Genomic DNA, 16,528 nt, shown 5'->3' with positions numbered 1-16,528 from the left:
CCACGCCCAGACCAGCTCAGCCAGCCCACCCAGGAGGCGGCCCTCGTGCCCGAGTTCAAGCTCCCCGACCCCGGCGAAGGCCTCGTCGAGGCGACGATCATCCAGTGGAAGGTCGCCGAGGGCGACACCGTGAGGACCAACGACATCGTGGTCGAGGTGGAGACCGCGAAGTCGCTCGTGGAGCTGCCGATCCCGTGGGCCGGCACCGTCACCAAGATCCTGGCCGCCGAGGGTGACGAGGTCGAGGTCGGCACCCCGATCGTCGTCGTGGACGACGGCTCCGGCGAGGGCGGCGGGGGTGCCGCTGCCGCGGGCGGGGGCGCCGGCACCGACGTCGAGGACGTCACCGACGAGGCAGCCGCGGCCTCCGACGACCTGGTCCCCAGCCCGCCCGAGGACGGCGGGAGCAGCACCGGGAGCACCCGCGAGGCGATGCTCGTCGGCTACGGCGCCATCGAGGGGTCGACCACCCGCCGCAAGCGGCGCCGGGGGGCCTCCGGCGCCGAGGCGGAGGCGGCGTCCGCGCCCCAGCGCAAGGCCAAGGCCTCGCCCCCGGTGCGCAAGTACGCCAAGGACCGCGGCGTCGACATCAACGAGGTGGACGCCGCCGGGCCCACCGGCATCGTCCGGCGCTCCGACATCGACGCCTTCCTGGAGGGGGCCCCCGCAGGCGCGCCCGCGCCCCGCCCGACCCCACCGGGCGCCGCGAGTGGTTCCTCCTCGACCCCACCGGGCGCCGCGGGTGGTTCCTCCTCGACCCCACCGGGCGCCGCGGATGGTTCCCCCTCGACCGGGGCGACCGGTCGTGCGGGTGAGGCGGCCGGCGTCACCGGGCGGTCGGCATACCAGCGACCGGTGTTCGACCGCTCGGGTGAGCGCGAGGAGCGCACCGACGTCAAGGGCGTGCGCAAGATGACGGCGCAGGCGATGGTGGGCTCGGCGTTCACCGCGCCGCACGTCACCGAGTTCGTCACCGTCGACGTCACCCGGACGATGGAGCTCATCGACCGGCTCAAGGCGGACCGGGCGTTCCGGGACCTGCGGATCAACCCGCTGCTCGTGCTCGCCAAGGCGATGACCGTCGCGGTCCGGCGCAACCCGGGGATGAACGCCGTCTGGGACGAGGACGCGCAGCAGATCGTGCAGCGCAACTACGTCAACCTCGGCATCGCCGCCGCGACGCCGCGGGGCCTGGTCGTGCCCAACATCAAGGACGCCGACCTCATGGACCTGCGGCAGCTGGCCGAGGCGATGACCGACCTGGTGGCGACCGCCAAGGCGGGGCGCACCCAGCCGGCCGACATGTCCGGCGGCACCATCACCATCACCAACGTCGGGGTCTTCGGCATCGACACCGGCACCCCGATCATCAACCCGGGGGAGTCCGCGATCGTCTGCTTCGGCGCCGTCCGGCGGATGCCGTGGGTCGTCGGCGAGGGCGAGCAGGAGCGGATCGAGCCGCGCTGGGTCACCCAGCTCGCGGTGAGCTTCGACCACCGCCTCATCGACGGCGAGCTGGGCTCGATGTTCCTCGCCGACCTGGCCGCGCTGCTCGAGGACCCGGCCCGGGCGCTCGCCTGGGCCTGAGCCGGTCCTTCTCGTCGGCGCTGCCCTGCGCTGGCCCCTGGCTGGCCCCTGCTGACCTGAGCTTCTGGACATAGGTTTCTGGGCGACGGGTCCCAGAAACCTATGTCCAGATCGGTATGCCGCGGCGCTCGGGCGCCGGTTCCTGTCGCCTGGGCCTGAGTCAGTCCTGCTCGTCGGCGCTGCTGCTGCGGGCCTCGACGACCACGAGCACGGCGACCACCGCGGCACCCAGCAGGGCCAGGAGAACCGGTCCGAGCACGGGGGCGTAGGGCGCGACGAGCGCGCCGGGCCCGTGGTCCTCGCCGCCGGCCGACTCCTGCCACGGCCACAGCGCCCGCAGCGAGCCGACCATGAGCCCGGCCATGACGATGAGGGTCGAGCGGCGGTGGTGCTCCAGCAGCCAGCTGAGCAGCTGCACGAAGGACGCCAGGCCGGTGGCCGCGCCCAGCGCGAAGACGCCGATGTAGAGCAGGTCACGCGAGTCCACGGCGTCGAGGGTGGTGGTGTAGAGGCCGACGGCCAGCAGGAAGAAGGACCCGGACACCCCGGGGACCACCAGCGCGCAGATGGCCACGGCCGCCGCCCCGAAGACGAGGATCAGCGGGGGGTCGGCGACCGCCTGGCCGCCGGCGAACCCGATGAGCGTCCAGGCCAGCACCGCGGCACCGACGGCCAGCACGACCTCCAGCCACACGGGCCGGCGGCGCTCGGTGAGCATCCGCAGCGGCACCGCCACGCTGGTCGCGACCATGCCGAGGAAGAGCCCGCGGGCGTGCTCGGGGGCCTCGGTGACGAAGCGGCTCATCACCCCGGCCATGGTGAGGACGGCCAGCACCATGCCGACGAGGACGGGGACCAGCAGCCACCAGTTGGTGCGGCGCAGCTCGGTCAGCGCACCCTGGACCCGGCCGCGCTCGTCACCGACGACGAGCGCCTTGGCCGCGGACACGACGTGCGAGGCGCTGCCGATGAGCTGCTCGTAGAGCCCGGTGACGAGGGCGACGGTGCCCCCGGAGACCCCGGGGATGAGCTCGGCTATGCCGATGAGGAAGCCGCGCAGGAGGTCCAGCGGGAGCAGCTTCCGGCTGCGGGCGGCGTGCTGCGAGGCGGCGCGGGAGGTGTCGGTCACAGTCGTCCAGCGTACGGGAGCCACGGGGGCGCCGGACCGGTTCCGGGCGGGCGCGGCGCGCGCGAGGGGGTGGTGAGGGCACGGCATACCATCGGCCCATGCCCCGGCCCCGCCTCAAGGACCGCATCTTCACCGCGCTGACCACCCTCGCCGCGGTGGTCGTGCTCATCGTCGGGCTGTCCCGCGGCAACACCCGGGTGGCGGTGCTCGGGGCGGGCTTCTTCCTCGGGTATGCCGTGCTCCAGTCCGTGAGCCGGCGCCTGGAGCCGGCCGCCCGGCTGGTGACCGGGAGCGAGGCCGACCGTGCCGAGGCGCTGGCGCAGTTCCGGGCCACCCGGCTCGCCGCGCAGGGCGGGCTGGCCATCGCGCTCGTCGCGGTGATCCTCGACGTCACCCTCGGGTGGGCGCCCGGGCTGTGGGTGGCGGGGACGGTGCTGGCGGTGCTCGCGCTCTTCGTCGGCGGCCTGTGGTGGTTCAGCCGCGGGGCGCGCGGGCGCCGAGCCGGGGGGCGCTGAGCCGGGGGGCGCCGAGCCGGGGGGCGCCGAGCCTGGACGCGCGCGTCAGCGCGTCAGCGTCAGGGCGTCGAGCACGGCCCGGGCGAGCTCCTCGTCGCCCTGCACGTGGTAGGCCGTGTCCTCGGTGCTCGCGCGCCCGGCGGTGCGGCGGGCGAGGGCGTGGGTGGACAGGGAGATCGTGGTCACCGCCTCCTCGCCGCTGTCGGTGACCGGCACGTCGTCGCCCTCCTCGGCGGAGTGGCCGGTGAACAGCTCGTGGGCGACCGGTTCGCCGTCCTCGTCGACGTCGATCCGGACCCCGGCGCGCCCGGTCGCCGGGCCGGTGCTCTCGAGGATGACGACGGTGCCCGGCTCCGGCTGCACCTGGCGCAGGACGACCTGGGGGAGGGCCTCGAGGACCGTGGCGGTCCAGGTCGCCGCGCCGTCGCCGTCCAGCGACCCGGGCCGGCCGACCGCCTCCCGGATGTCCTGCTCGTGGGTCCAGACGTCGCACAGGCGCAGCCGGACGAGCCGCTCGAAGCTCGTCTCCTTGTCGCGGATGGAGCGGACCGTCGAGTCCAGGGCGAGGTCGCGGGCATACAGGTCGGCGCTGCGGATCTCGACCAGGCCGCGCAGCTCGGCCAGCAGCTGGTCGGGGGTGAGGGCTGCCCGCGAGCGGACCCCCTGCTCCATCCAGACGCCCCCCTCGTTGCGCACGTGCTCGGGGGAGCCGACCTCGATCCTCTCCTCGACCACGGGGTGCTCGGAGCCGGAGAGGTAGTCCTCGATGTGCACCGTGTGGGCCACGTGGTCGCGGACCCTCCAACCGGGGCAGTCGGTCGGCAGGTCCCACTCCGCCTCGCGCAGCCCGTCACAGGTGTTGACCATCGAGAGCAGCACCTGGCGGTAGGCCTCGACGTAGCCGGGCACGTCGGCGGGCGGGGAGGGATGAACGACCATGCCCGCCACCCTAACGACCACCGGTGCGCGGTGCCGGGTGTCGGTGGGGCTCCGTAGCATGGGGGTATGTCGCTGCGCACCCCCTCGCCTCCGGTCGCCCCGGAGGTGCACGGCGCGCGCCCCGCCCCGGCCCTGCGCTGGGCCGTGCCGGTGACGACCCTGGTGACCGCGCTCGTCGTGGCGGTCCCGGCGGCCCTGCTCAGCGGCGCCGTGGCCCCGTTGCTGCTGGGCGACGCCGGCCCGGTCGTGCGCTGGGGCATGGTCCTGCTCAAGGTCGTCCACCACCTGGCGGCCGCGCTGACTATCGGGCTGCTCGTCGCGGCGGCCTTCCTGGTGCGCGAGGGCCGGGGGACCGACCGGCGCGGTGCGGCCGCGCGGGTGGCGGCCCTGTCCGCGCTGGTGTGGGCGGTCGCGTCGGCGGCCATCCTCGTCGTCGGGTTCGGTGACCTGGCCGGCCTGCCGCTGGGCGCCCCCGGCTACCTGTCCGACCTGCTGGCCAACCTCTGGGGGCTGGAGGTCATGCGCCTGCGCCTCATCGAGACCGTGCTGGTGGCCCTCCTCGTGCCGCTCGCGGCCTCGGCGAGGACGCGCGGTGCCCTGGCGTGGGCCTCGGCGCTCGCGCTCGTGGCGCTGCTGCCGCTGGCCTACGGCGGTCACGCCAGCGGCACCGACGGTCACGAGACGGCCGTCACCGCCCTCGCGCTGCACCTGGTCGGGATGTGCGTCTGGGTGGGCGGCCTCATGGCGCTGGGGCTGCTGCTGCCCCTGCTCGGCCCGGCGCTGCCCGACACCCTGCGCCGCTACTCGCTGCTCGCGACCTGGTGCTACGCCGCCATCGCGCTCTCCGGCCTGCTCTTCGCCCTGCTCACCGCCGACGACCTCGCCGACCTGTCCAGCGTCTACTGGGTGCTCATCTGGGCCAAGGTCCTGCTGCTCGGCGTGCTCGGCGTCTTCGGCCTGGTGCAGCGCCGGGCCATCATCGCCCGCGGCGCCGACCGGCCCTGGCTGTTCGGGGCGCTGGCCGCCGGGGAGCTGGCCGTCATGGGGGCCGCGGTGGCGCTCGGCGCGGTGCTCTCACGCACGCCGCCACCGGTGGTGGAGTCCTCCGCCGACCTCGACACCGCGGTCTTCGCCCTCACCGGCTACCCTATGCCGCCGCCCTACAGCCCGGGCCGCCTGCTCGACGTGTGGGAGGTCAACTGGCTGTTCCTGCTCGTGGCGCTGGTGGCGGTCGGGCTCTACGCCGCCGCCTGCGTGAAGCTGTGGCGCCGCGGCGACCGCTGGCCGTGGTGGCGGCTGCTGGTGTGGGTCCTCGGGTGGGCGCTGTTCGTCTACGTCACCAGCGGGGCGCCGGCGGTCTACGGCCGGGTGATGTTCTCGCAGCACATGATGATGCACATGGCGCTCATGATGGGCGTGCCCATCCTGCTCGTGCCGGCGCAGGCGATCACCCTCGCCTACCGCACGCTGCCCGCACGCCGGGACAAGACGCTGGGCCCGCGCGAGCTCCTGCTGGCCGTCGTGCACTCGCGGTGGGCCACGATCGTCGTGAACCCGGTGGTCGCCGGCGTGGTCTTCTTCGGCAGTCTCGTCGCCTTCTACTGGACCGGGCTGCTGGAGCTCGCCATGACGACCCACGTCGGGCACGTGCTCATGGTCGTCCACTTCTCGCTGTCCGGCTACGCCTTCGTGTGGTCGCTCGTCGGCCAGGACCCCGGCCCGGAGAAGTGGCCGGCACCGCTGCGCATCATCGTGCTGCTCGGCACCCTCGCGACGCACGCCTTCTTCGGGCTCGCGCTCATGCAGGGCACCTGGCTGCTCGCGCCCGGCTTCTACAAGGCCATCGAGGTGCCCTGGGTGCCCGACCTGCTCGCCGACCAGCAGGTGGGCGGGGCCATCGCCTGGGGGGTCGGAGAGCTGCCCACGGTGGTGCTCGTGCTCATGGTCATGGTGGACTGGATACGCCGCGACGAGCGGGAGAGCGCGCGCTCGGACCGCCAGGCCGCGCGTGACGACGACGCCGAGCTCGCCGCCTACAACGCCCACCTGCAGAGCCTGGCGCAGAGGAGCAGCCGATGAAGGTCGCGATCATCCAGCTCGGGTATGCCGACGGCAGCGAGGAGGGCGTCGAGGCGCGGGCCGAGCGGGCGGCGGCGCTGGTGCGGCGCGCCGGAGCCGGCCACGACCTGGTGCTGCTGCCCGAGCTGTGGAGCGCGGGTGGCTTCGCGTCGAGGGAGTGGGAGGAGCGCAGCCAGGACCTCTCCGGGCTGGCGGACGGCCACCTGCCCCCCGCCCTCGTGCCCGTCGCGGAGGCGACGCGGGAGATCGGTGCGGTGGTGCATACCGGCTCCCACGTGGAGCGGACCGCCGAACCGGGGGAGGAGGGGCGGCACCTGTGGAACACCTCCGTCGTGCTCGACCCTCAGGGCTCGGTGTGCGCGACCTACCGCAAGATCCACCGGTTCGGCTTCGGTGGCGGCGAGCCGAAGCTCATGGAGGCCGGCACCGACCTCGTCGTGACCGAGCTCCCGGCGCCGGCGGACGGCGTGCAGGTCGCCCTGTCCACCTGCTACGACCTGCGCTTCCCCGAGCTCTACCGGCTGCAGCTGGACCAGGGCGCCGGGCTCTTCCTCATCCCCTCGGCCTGGCCCATGGCCCGCGTCGAGCACTGGCGGCTGCTGCTGCGGGCCCGGGCGGTCGAGAACCAGTGCTTCGTCGTCGCCGGCAACACCGCGGGCACCCACGCCGGGGTCGAGATGGGCGGCCGCAGCGCCGTCGTCGACCCGTCGGGGGTGGTGCTGGCCGAGGCGGGCAGCGGTGAGGAGACGCTCTCGGTCGAGCTCGACCTGGACGAGGTGGAGCGGGTGCGGGACGGCTTCCCGGTCCTGTCGGACCGCCGCCTGTGAGGGCCTGCGGCTAGGCTGTCACCGAGCCAACCGAAAGGATCTGTCATGGGCATCGGTCTCGGAATTTTCCTGCTCGTCGTGGGCGCCATCCTCACCTTCGCGGTCGAAGGCGTGGTGCAGGGGGTCAACCTCACGATGGTCGGCTACATCCTCATGGCCGCCGGCGTACTCTCGCTGCTGCTGAGCCTGGTCATGAACACCCAGCGCACCAACACCACCCACCGCGAGGTCGTCGACCGCCGGACCGACGCCGACGTGCGTCACCGCGACCAGTACTGAACGCCGCCGACGCCTTCGCCCGGGCCCGCGCCCGGGTGCACTCCCTACTCCCCGCGCCCCTCGCCAGGGTCGTCCCGGAGACCGCGGTCGGCTTCGCGGCCATCAGCGGCACGACCTACGCGATCGACCTGACCCTCCTCGCGCTCCTCTTCGACGTCGCCCGCTGGCCCTACCCGCTGGCGGTGACGACGGGCTACGTCGTCGCCTTCGGGCTGGCGTTCCTGCTCAACCGGTGGCTGAACTTCCAGAGCCACGGGCCGCTCGGCCGGCAGACCGGGCGCTACGTCGTCACGGTGCTCGCCAACTACGTGCTCTTCATCCTGGCCCTGTCGACCACGCTGGAGTGGCTCGGCGTCCAGTACCTCGCGGCCCGCCTCGTCGCCGGGGCCTGTGAGGCGGTCTTCATGTACGTCATGATGCGCACCTTCGTCTTCCGCCTCAAGCGCTACCCCTGACCTGCACCGGACGCGTGGTGAGGCGGCACCGGACGCGTGGTGAGGCGGCACCGGACGCGTGGTCAGGCGGCACCGGACGCGTGGTCACGCACGCGGCGACAGGTCTCGCCGCATCACCAGCCGCGGGAGCCGGCTCGCGGTCGCCTCCGTCCGGCCGGCGACCTCGAAGCCGACCTTCTCGAACATCACCCGGGTCCCCACGAACGCCATCGTCGTGTCCATCCGCCCCGGCGGGTCGACCGGGTATGCCTCCACGGCCGGGGCGTCGTGTGCTGCGGCATACCCGACGGCGCCTTCGATGACCCGCGACGTGTGACCGCGCTTCCGGTGCCCACCGCGCACGACCGTGCACACGATGCTCCAGACGGCGACGTCGTCCAGCGGACGGATCCTGCGGGAGTGCACGAGCGCGGGGATGTCCGAGCGGGGGCCGATGTTGCACCACGCCACCGGTGTGCCGTCGGCGTAGCCCACGACCCCGGGCGGCAGGTCCCGCTCGCACAGGGCGCGCATCGCTCGTTCGCGGTCCCCGCCGCCGAGCCCGTCGACCTCGGCGCTGCGGAGCCGGTGCGGGACGCACCAGCAGTGCGTCGCGCGCCGGTTCGGGTTGACGACGTCGGCGAAGTCCTCGAACCGGTCCGGAGTCATGGGGTGCACCTCGAACACCATCCGGCCAGTCTGGCACCCGGGGCGAAGGTATGCCGGTCGCTCGGCACGACCGCGCGTCCGGTGAGCCCTGACCGGGCGTCCGGTGTGGTCGGACGGCGCGTCCGGTGAGCCCTGACCGCGCGTCCGGTGAGCCCTGACCGCGCGTCCGGTGAGCCCTGACCGCGCGTCCGGTGAGCCCTGACCGGGCGTCCGGTGTGGTCGGACGGCGCGTCCGGTGAGCCCTGACCGCGCGTCCGGTGTGGTCGGACGGCGCGTCCGGTGCGGGAGGGCGGGTCAGAAGGCGGCGTCGGGGAGGTCCATGACCGCGGCGACGTGGTCGGCGTCGGCGGAGGTGACGGTGCGGCGGTCGGCGCCCAGACGCGGCAGCACCTCGGTCGCGAAGAAGCGCGCCGCGACGACCTTGCCCTGCAGGTACGCCCGCGCGTCCTCGTCGGCGGCCCGCAGCCCGCTGACACCGGTCTCGCCGGAGTCCAGCAGCCGCTGGGCCACCTCGGCCTGGCGCAGCAGCAGCCAGCCGACGAGCAGGTCCCCGGCCGCGAGGAGCAGCCGGGTGGTCCCCAGGCCGACGGCGTAGACCGCGCTCGGCCGCTCCCGCGACTCGGCGGCCCGCGCCGTCATGAACTGCACCATGGCGTCGACCTCGCCGAGCGCCCGCAGCACCGCACCGCGCACCTCGCCGAGCCCGTCGTCCGCCTGCGTGTCGGCGGTCTGGCGGACCTGCGCCGCGACATACCCCAGCGCCTGCCCGCGGTCCCGCAGGATCTTGCGGAAGAAGAAGTCCATGCCCTGGATGGCGGTGGTGCCCTCGTAGAGACTGTCGATCTTGCTGTCCCGCAGGTACTGCTCGATCGGGTAGTCCTGGAGGAAGCCGGACCCGCCGAGGGTCTGCAGCGACTCGGTCCCGAGCAGCATGAACGCGCGCTCGGAGCCGCAGCCCTTGACCAGCGGCAGCAGCAGGTCGTTGACCCGGGCCGCCATCGCGACCTCGTCGGCCCCCTCCAGCGCGTCGTCCCCGGCGAGGTCCTGCCGGGCGTGCACCTGGTCCTGGAAGGTCGCGGTCCACAGCATGAGCGCGCGCAGCCCCTCGGCGTAGGACTTCTGCAGCAGCAGCGAGCGTCGCACGTCCGGGTGCGCGGTGATCCTCACGCGCGGGGCGGTCTTGTCGGCCATCTGGGTGAGGTCGGCGCCCTGCACCCGCTCACGGGCATACCCCAGCGCCGCCTGGTAGCCGGCCGACAGCGTGGCGATCGCCTTGGTCCCGACGAGCATCCGGGCGTACTCGATGACCCGGAACATCTGCGCGATCCCGTCGTGCGTCTCCCCGAGGAGGTAGCCGACGGCCGGGCGCTCCTCGTCCTCGCCCAGGGCCACCTCGCAGGTCGTCGACACCTTGAGCCCCATCTTGTGCTCGATCGCGGTGACCTGGACGCCGTTGCGCTCCCCGAGCTCGCCGGTCTCGAGGTCGGTGACGTGCCGGTCTGGCACGACGAAGAGCGACAGCCCCTTGGTGCCGGGGCCGGCGCCCTCGGGGCGGGCGAGCACGAAGTGGAGGACGTTGTCGTAGAACGGCGCGATCCCGCTGGTGATGAAGCGCTTGGTGCCGGTGAGGTGCCAGGTGCCGTCGCCGGCCTTGACCGCTTTGGTGCGCCCGGCCCCGACGTCGGAGCCGGCCTCGGGCTCGGTGAGCATCATCGTCGCGCCCCACGCGTGGTCGACCATGAGCCGGGCGAGCTGCTGCTGCTCGGGGGTGCCGAGGCGGTGCAGCACGTTGGCGAAGGTGTAGCCGGCCGCGAACATCTTCACCGCCGGGTTGGCGCCCAGCACCAGCTCGGACATCGCCCAGGTCAGGCTCGGGGGAGCGGGGGTGCCGCCCAGCCCCTCCTCGATCTCCAGCCGCCACCACTCGTTCTCTACCCAGGTCCGGTATGACGCCACGAAGCTCTCCGGCATGCTCACCTCGCCGGTGGCCGGGTCGAGGACCGGCGGGGTGCGGTCGGACTCGGTGAAGGAGGCGGCGAGCGGCCCCTCGGCGAGGTCGGCGACCGCGCGCAGCGCCTCGCGGGCCACCTCCACGTCGACCTCGGCGTAGGGCTCTCGTCCTAGCACCTCCTGGCGCCCCAGCACGTCGAGGAGCATGAACTCGATGTCGCGGATGTTGCTGCGGTAGTGGCCCACGGTGGCCTCCTGAAGTATGCGGTACCGGCGGTACTTGGATCCTGGGGCCAGTCTATACCGGTCGGTAACCGCGTGGCTGCTCCTCGGCTGGACCGGCCGGCGCCGTCAGCCCAGCCCCCGCAGCTGCTCGGCGACGGCGCGCCCGATGCAGGCGGCCGTGTCGTTCCAGGACGCCGCGGCGCCGTAGGTGGCGGAGAGGTCGACGACGCGCAGGCCGGACAGCCGGGCGGCCGGGGCGTCCTCGCGCAGGACGCCGGCGACGACGACGACGGGGATGCCGTAGGGCTCGGCCGCGTCCACGACGCCGCCGACGACCTTGCCGTTGAACGACTCGGCGTCCAGCGCCCCCTCGCCGGTGACGATCGCGTCCGCGCGGCCGACGGCCTCCTCCAGGCCCACCTGGTCGGCCACCAGCCGCAGCCCCGGCACGAGCGCGCCGCCGAGGACGAGCACCCCGCCCCCCAGGCCACCGGCGGCGCCCGCCCCGGCGGTCTGCGACACGTCGACGCCGAAGCGCTCGACGTAGTCGCTCTGCAGCGCGAAGAGCCGGCCGGTGAGCTCGACGACCTGCCCGGCGTCCGCGCCCTTCTGCGGGCCGAAGACCTGTGCGGCGTCGACGAACGGGGTCTGCACGTCGCACGCCGCGAGCAGCTCGACGCCCCGGTCGACGGGCCGGTCGCCGTCCAGCGCGGCGAGGACCGCCTCGACCGCCCCGTGACCGCCGTCGCTCATGGCCGAGCCGCCCAGCCCCACGACCACCCGGCGGGCGCCGGCGAGCACGGCCTGCGCGACGAGCTCGCCGGTGCCGGCGCTGGTGGCGTGCACGGGGTCGTTGCCTTCCTTGCCCCCGGCGAGGACCAGCCCGCTCGCCGCCGCGGACTCGATGATCGCGAGACCGTCGTCGCCGAGCCGCCACTGCGCCTCGACCGGTGCGCCGAGCGGACCGGTGACGGTGGAGGTGCGGTTGGCCCCGCCGAAGGCGTCGAGCATGCCCTCGCCGCCGTCGGCCATCGGCATCCCGATGACGTCCCACCCCGCCTCCTGCGCCCCGGCGCGGGCGGCCTGCACGACCTCCGGCGCGGACAGCGAGCCCCGGAACTTGTCCGGCGCGACGAGGACGACCGGGCGGGCGGGGCTGGCGTCGGTGCTCACGTCACGAGACTAGACGAGCCGCGGTGGCGCGTCCGCGCACGCATACCCGATGATGGGGCGCATGAGGACGTCGACGACAACCCGCTCCCTGGTCGCCGCCGTGGCCGCGACCGCCCTGCTGGCCGGCTGCAACGCCGGGGCGGGCACCAGCGGCTCCGCGGGCGACGGGTCCGAGGAGGGCTCCGGGGGCGGGGGCTCGGAGGAGGGCGACGGCGACGCCGGGCAGACCGGTGGCTCGGCCTCCGGAGGCTCCGACGAGACCGTGCGGGTGGGCCTGGTCGCCGAGCCGGCGAGCCTGGACTTCACCACGACGGACGGGGCGGCGATCCCCCAGCTGCTGCTGGACAACGTCTACGAGACGCTGGTGACGGTCGACGTCGAGACCGGCGAGATCGTCCCGGCGCTCGCGACGGACTGGGAGGTCAGCGAGGACCGCCTCACCTACACCTTCACCCTGGAGGAGGGGGTCACCTTCTCCGACGGCAGCGAGTTCACCGCCGAGGACGCCGCCTTCTCCCTCGAGCGGGTGTCCTCCGACGCCTGGACGATCAGCCTCGCCGCCCAGCTGGACGTCGTGGAGTCCGTCGAGGCGGTCGACGACACCACCCTCGAGGTCACGCTGGCCCAGCCGTCCAACTCCTTCCTCTACGCCCTCACCACCCGGGTCGGCGCGATGTTCGACACCGAGGGCGTCGACGACCTCGCCGACGAGGCCATCGGCACCGGGCCCTACACCTTCGAGTCCTGGGACCGCGGCTCGATGGTCACCCTGGAGCGCAACCCGGACTACCACGGCGACGCGCCCTACTTCGCGACCGTCGAGATGCGCTACTTCCAGGACGCCAACGCGCTCAACAACGCCATGCTCACCGACGCGATCGACGTGGTGGGGACGGTCCAGGCGCCGGAGTCGTTGGCCGAGTTCGAGGAGGGCGACTTCCAGATCGTCGAGGGCACCACCAACGGTGAGGTCGTCCTGTCGATGAACCAGCAGGAGGGCAACCCGCTCGCCGACCCGGCCCTGCGCGAGGCGGTCCGGCACGCCATCGACCACCAGTCGCTCCTGGACACCTGCTGGGCCGGTCGCGGCGAGCTCATCGGCTCGATGGTCCCGCCGACCGACCCGTGGTACGAGGACCGCACCGGCGACTTCCCCTTCGACCCGGCCCGCGCCGAGGAGCTCATCGCCGAGGCCGGCGCGGAGGGCACCGAGCTGCGGCTGCGCATACCCACGCTGCCGTATGCCGTGTCCTGCGGCACCGTCGTCGAGTCCATGCTCGAGGACGTCGGGCTGGAGGTGACCATCGACGAGCTGGAGTTCCCCGCCGCCTGGCTGGAGACCGTCTTCACCAACAAGGACTTCGACATGTCGATCGTGGCGCACGTCGAGCCGCGCGACATGGCCAACGTCTTCGGCAGCCCGGACTACTACACGACCTACGGCACCGAGGAGATCCAGACCCTCTTCGAGGAGGCCGACACTGGGACCGAGGAGGAGCAGGTCACGAAGCTGCAGGAGGCGGCCGCGCTCATCAGCGAGGAGGCCGCCGCGGACTTCCTCTTCCTGCTGCCCAACCTCATGGTCGCCGACCCGGACATCACCGGCCTGCCGACCAACGCCATCAAGGAGTCCTTCGACCTCGGCGACCTCGCTCGGGGCTGACCTGCACTTCTGGACCTAGGAATCTGGGACCCGTTCCCCAGAATCGTATGTCCAGAACCAGGGACGATCGCTCTAGAGTGCTCGCATGGTCCTGCGACTGCTGCACCGCGCGATGGTCTTCGTGCTCAGCGTGCTCGCGGCCTCGGTGCTGGTCTTCGCCTTCATGCGGGTCCTGCCCGGCGACCCGGCCCGGGTGGCGCTGGGCATCAACGCGTCGGACGACGCGGTGGCGGCGCTGCGCGAGCAGTTCGGGCTGGACCGGCCGGTGGTGGTGCAGTACCTCGACTGGATGCGCGGCATGCTCACCCTCGACCCGGGCATCGAGTTCATCTCGAAGGCCGCCATCGGCCCGCAGATCGCCGACCGGCTGCAGGTCACCCTCATCCTCGTGACCACGTCGATGGTCCTCGCGGTGCTCGTCGCGGTCCCCGTGGGCATCTGGATGGCCGTGCGGCACCGGCACGTGGACGGGGTCGTCATGTCGGCGGCCTCGCAGGTCGGCGTCGCGATCCCGGCCTTCCTCGCCGGCATCGTGCTCATCTCGGTCTTCGCGGTGCGGCTGGGCTGGGTGCCCAGCGGGGGCTGGGCGGTCCCGGCGCAGGACCCGGTCGGCTTCCTGCAGCGGCTCGTGCTGCCCTCGGTCGCGCTCGCCGGGGTGCAGGCGGCGGTGCTCGCGAGGTATGTCCGTTCGGCCGTCCTCGACGTGCTCCGCGAGGACTACCTGCGCACGGCGCGGGCCAAGGGGCTGCGGCCGGTGCAGGCGCTCTGGCGGCACGGGCTGCGCAACGCGGCGGTGCCGGTCGTCACCGTCCTGGGGCTGCAGCTGGCGACCCTGCTCGTCGGTGCCGTGGTGATCGAGCGGGTGTTCGTCATCCCCGGCCTGGGGTCGCTGCTCCTGGACTCGGTCGCCCAGCGCGAGATCCTCACCGTGCAGACGGTGGTCATGGTGCTCGTCGTCGCGACGCTGCTCATCACCTTCCTCGTGGACGCCCTCTACCTCGTCATCGACCCGCGGCTGCGGACGGGCTCGCGGTGAGCGAGGTCCAGGGGGCGGCGGCCGACGCGGTGACCGACGCGGGGCAGGCACCGGCGGGCGGCTCCCGGGGGCGCCGGCTCAACCCCTCGCTGCTCGTCGGGGGCGCGATCGTGGCGCTCGTGGTCGGGCTCGCGCTGCTGTCCTACGTCTGGACCCCCTACGCACCCATGCGCGTCCTGCCGGTCGAGCCCTACCAGACCCCGAACGTCGAGCACTGGCTCGGGACCGACCGCCTGCGTCGCGACGTCCTCACCCAGATCCTCGTCGGCGCCCGCACGACCCTCTTCGTCGGGTTCGTCGCCGTCGGCGTCGCGGCGCTGGTCGGCGTGCCGCTGGGGATCCTCGCGGCCATGTCGCCGGGCTGGCTCGGGCAGCTGGTCATGCGCTCCAACGACGTGCTGCTGGCCTTCCCGGCGCTGCTGCTCGCGATCATGTTCGCCGCGCTCTACGGCGGCTCGACCCGGGTCGCGATGATCGCCATCGGCATCGCCACCATCCCGGCGTTCGCGCGGATCACGCGCTCGGGAGCGCTCGGGGTGATGCGGACGGAGTATGTCGTGGCCGCCCGGTCCGCCGGTCGATCGCCGCTGGGGATCGCGGTGCGCCACGTCATGCCCAACGTCGCGGGGCTCGTCATCGTCCAGGCCTCGGTGTCCTTCGCCATCGCCATCCTCGCCGAGGCGGCGCTCGCCTACCTGGGGCTGGGGACGCCCACGGGCCAGGCCAGCTGGGGCCGCATGCTCTACGAGGCGCAGACCACCCTGCGCTCCGCGCCCCACCTCGCGCTGATCCCGGGCGCGGCCATCGCGCTGTCGGTCCTCGGCTTCAACCTCTTCGGCGACGGCCTGCGCGACTGGCTGGACCCCCGGCTGGAGGACCGGTGAGCGGGGCCGGCGACCGCGCCGTGCTGGCGGTGGAGGGCCTCGACGTGGGGACGGGGCATACCCCGCTGCTGCACGACGTGAGCTTCGCGATCGGCCGCGGCGAGCGCGTCGGGCTCATCGGGGAGTCCGGGTCGGGCAAGTCGCTCACCGCGCTCGCCGTCATGGGCCTCCTCGGGGAGGGGCTGCACGCGCGCGGCGACGTCCGGCTCTCCGGGCGGACACCGGCGACCCGCAACCTGCTCGACGTGGGCGAGCGGGAGATGGCGCGGCTGCGCGGTGACGCGGTGTCGATGGTCTTCCAGGAGCCGATGACGGCGCTCAACCCGACCATGCGGGTGGGGGCCCAGGTCGCCGAGGTGATGCGGATCCACGGCACCCGCGACAAGGCCGGTGCCCGGGTTCGCGCGGTCGAGCTGCTGGACCAGGTCGGGCTACCCGACCCGGCGCACCTGGCCCGGTCCTACCCGCACGAGCTGTCCGGCGGGCAGCGGCAGCGCGTCGTGCTCGCGATCGCGCTGGCCAACGACCCGGCGCTGCTCATCTGCGACGAGCCGACGACGGCCCTCGACGTCACCGTGCAGGCGACCGTGCTCGACCTCGTCGTGCGCGGCGTGCAGGAGCGCGACGCTGCGATGCTCTTCATCACCCACGACCTGGCCGTGGTCGCGACCGTCTGCGAGCGGGTGCTGGTGATGTACGGCGGCCGCATCGTCGAGGCCGGTCCGGTCGGCGAGGTCTTCACCGACCCGCGCCACCGCTACACCCAGGGCCTCGTCGGCGCCTCCGACCTCGCGGGGGAGCAGGGACGGCGCGGTCGGGGGGCGCTGCCCACCATCCCGGGGACGGTGCCCCCGGCCGGGCGGTTCCCGGACGGCTGCGTCTTCCGGAGCCGGTGCGGGCATGCCACGGAGGAGTGCGCGACGCTGCCGGGGTGGACGGCGCGGGCCGGGGCCGAGGAGCAGCAGGGGTCTGTGCCGGGCGAGGCCGGGCGTGCTGCCGGCTACGCCTGCTTCCACCCCGCGGGGGACGCCGCATGATCGTGCCGCCCCCCACCGCCCTGCCACCGAGCGCCGCCTGTGGTTGCCTCTCGCCGCACCGGGCGTCGCGTGTGGTTGCCTCTCATCGCACCGGGCGTCGCG

General features: G+C 73.5%; 15 protein-coding genes. 10 read left to right on the top strand and 5 right to left on the bottom strand.

Annotated elements, in window-relative coordinates; translation table 11 throughout:
* Positions 1-45: 45 nt before the first annotated feature.
* Positions 46-1,587, top strand: coding sequence for a dihydrolipoamide acetyltransferase family protein (locus AVL62_RS02675; RefSeq protein WP_058890128.1), 1,542 nt, complete (start codon positions 46-48; stop codon positions 1,585-1,587).
* A gap of 160 nt (positions 1,588-1,747) precedes the next feature.
* On the opposite strand, the gene AVL62_RS02670 is transcribed toward AVL62_RS02675, so the two are convergent.
* Positions 1,748-2,716 (bottom strand): DUF368 domain-containing protein, encoded by a 969-nt coding sequence (locus AVL62_RS02670; protein WP_058890127.1) that lies wholly within the window; start codon positions 2,714-2,716, stop codon positions 1,748-1,750.
* A gap of 98 nt (positions 2,717-2,814) precedes the next feature.
* On the opposite strand from AVL62_RS02670, the gene AVL62_RS02665 reads away from it, so the two are divergent.
* A complete protein-coding gene (locus AVL62_RS02665) occupies positions 2,815-3,231 on the top strand; it encodes a hypothetical protein (RefSeq protein ID WP_058890126.1) in 417 nt (138 codons plus the stop codon).
* A gap of 45 nt (positions 3,232-3,276) precedes the next feature.
* On the opposite strand, the gene AVL62_RS02660 is transcribed toward AVL62_RS02665, so the two are convergent.
* Positions 3,277-4,170 (bottom strand): maleylpyruvate isomerase family mycothiol-dependent enzyme, encoded by an 894-nt coding sequence (locus AVL62_RS02660; protein WP_161937819.1) that lies wholly within the window; start codon positions 4,168-4,170, stop codon positions 3,277-3,279.
* 66 nt (positions 4,171-4,236) lie between these two features.
* Here AVL62_RS02660 and AVL62_RS02655 point away from each other — a divergent pair, with 66 nt between their 5' ends.
* From AVL62_RS02655 to AVL62_RS02640, 4 genes are read left to right on the top strand one after another with little or no spacing between them, the layout of a single operon-like run.
* Complete coding sequence (locus AVL62_RS02655; RefSeq protein WP_083518604.1) at positions 4,237-6,249, top strand: cytochrome c oxidase assembly protein; 2,013 nt, start codon at positions 4,237-4,239, stop codon at positions 6,247-6,249.
* Complete coding sequence (locus tag AVL62_RS02650) at positions 6,246-7,076, top strand: carbon-nitrogen family hydrolase (protein ID WP_058890124.1); 831 nt, start codon at positions 6,246-6,248, stop codon at positions 7,074-7,076. Before AVL62_RS02655 ends, AVL62_RS02650 begins: the two co-directional genes overlap by 4 nt.
* Before the next feature lie 45 nt (positions 7,077-7,121).
* Positions 7,122-7,355, top strand: coding sequence for a DUF6458 family protein (locus tag AVL62_RS02645; protein ID WP_058890123.1), 234 nt, complete (start codon positions 7,122-7,124; stop codon positions 7,353-7,355).
* Between the two features lie 35 nt (positions 7,356-7,390).
* The gene (locus AVL62_RS02640; RefSeq protein ID WP_058890122.1) at positions 7,391-7,810 is read left to right on the top strand and encodes a GtrA family protein; all 420 of its coding nucleotides are present in this window, start codon (positions 7,391-7,393) and stop codon (positions 7,808-7,810) included.
* Between the two features lie 84 nt (positions 7,811-7,894).
* On the opposite strand, the gene AVL62_RS02635 is transcribed toward AVL62_RS02640, so the two are convergent.
* From AVL62_RS02635 to AVL62_RS02625, 3 genes are all read right to left on the bottom strand, one after another.
* On the bottom strand, positions 7,895-8,458 hold the full coding sequence (locus AVL62_RS02635) for a GNAT family N-acetyltransferase (RefSeq protein ID WP_235585469.1): 564 nt from the start codon (positions 8,456-8,458) through the stop codon (positions 7,895-7,897).
* A gap of 294 nt (positions 8,459-8,752) precedes the next feature.
* A complete protein-coding gene (locus AVL62_RS02630) occupies positions 8,753-10,654 on the bottom strand; it encodes an acyl-CoA dehydrogenase (protein ID WP_058890120.1) in 1,902 nt (633 codons plus the stop codon).
* A 105-nt stretch (positions 10,655-10,759) separates the two neighbouring features.
* Positions 10,760-11,806 (bottom strand): glycerate kinase, encoded by a 1,047-nt coding sequence (locus AVL62_RS02625; RefSeq protein WP_058890119.1) that lies wholly within the window; start codon positions 11,804-11,806, stop codon positions 10,760-10,762.
* 61 nt (positions 11,807-11,867) lie between these two features.
* Here AVL62_RS02625 and AVL62_RS02620 point away from each other — a divergent pair, with 61 nt between their 5' ends.
* The 4 genes from AVL62_RS02620 to AVL62_RS02605 all read left to right on the top strand — a co-directional run bounded on the left by AVL62_RS02620 (position 11,868) and on the right by AVL62_RS02605 (position 16,426).
* Entirely contained in the window at positions 11,868-13,469 is a 1,602-nt protein-coding gene (locus tag AVL62_RS02620; RefSeq protein WP_058890118.1) for an ABC transporter substrate-binding protein, read from the top strand.
* Positions 13,470-13,554: 85 nt separating this feature from the next.
* The gene (locus tag AVL62_RS02615) at positions 13,555-14,505 is read left to right on the top strand and encodes an ABC transporter permease (protein WP_058890117.1); all 951 of its coding nucleotides are present in this window, start codon (positions 13,555-13,557) and stop codon (positions 14,503-14,505) included.
* Positions 14,502-15,389, top strand: a complete 888-nt coding sequence (locus tag AVL62_RS02610) for an ABC transporter permease (protein WP_083518603.1) — start codon at positions 14,502-14,504, stop codon at positions 15,387-15,389. The genes AVL62_RS02615 and AVL62_RS02610 overlap by 4 nt, the downstream gene beginning before the upstream one ends.
* Positions 15,386-16,426, top strand: coding sequence for an ABC transporter ATP-binding protein (locus AVL62_RS02605; RefSeq protein ID WP_058890116.1), 1,041 nt, complete (start codon positions 15,386-15,388; stop codon positions 16,424-16,426). The genes AVL62_RS02610 and AVL62_RS02605 overlap by 4 nt, the downstream gene beginning before the upstream one ends.
* Positions 16,427-16,528: the final 102 nt, after the last annotated feature.

The sequence above is a fragment of the Serinicoccus chungangensis genome, from assembly GCF_001483745.1.
Lineage (GTDB): Bacteria > Actinomycetota > Actinomycetes > Actinomycetales > Dermatophilaceae > Ornithinicoccus > Ornithinicoccus chungangensis_A.
This window is presented reverse-complemented; position numbering and strand designations above follow the sequence as displayed.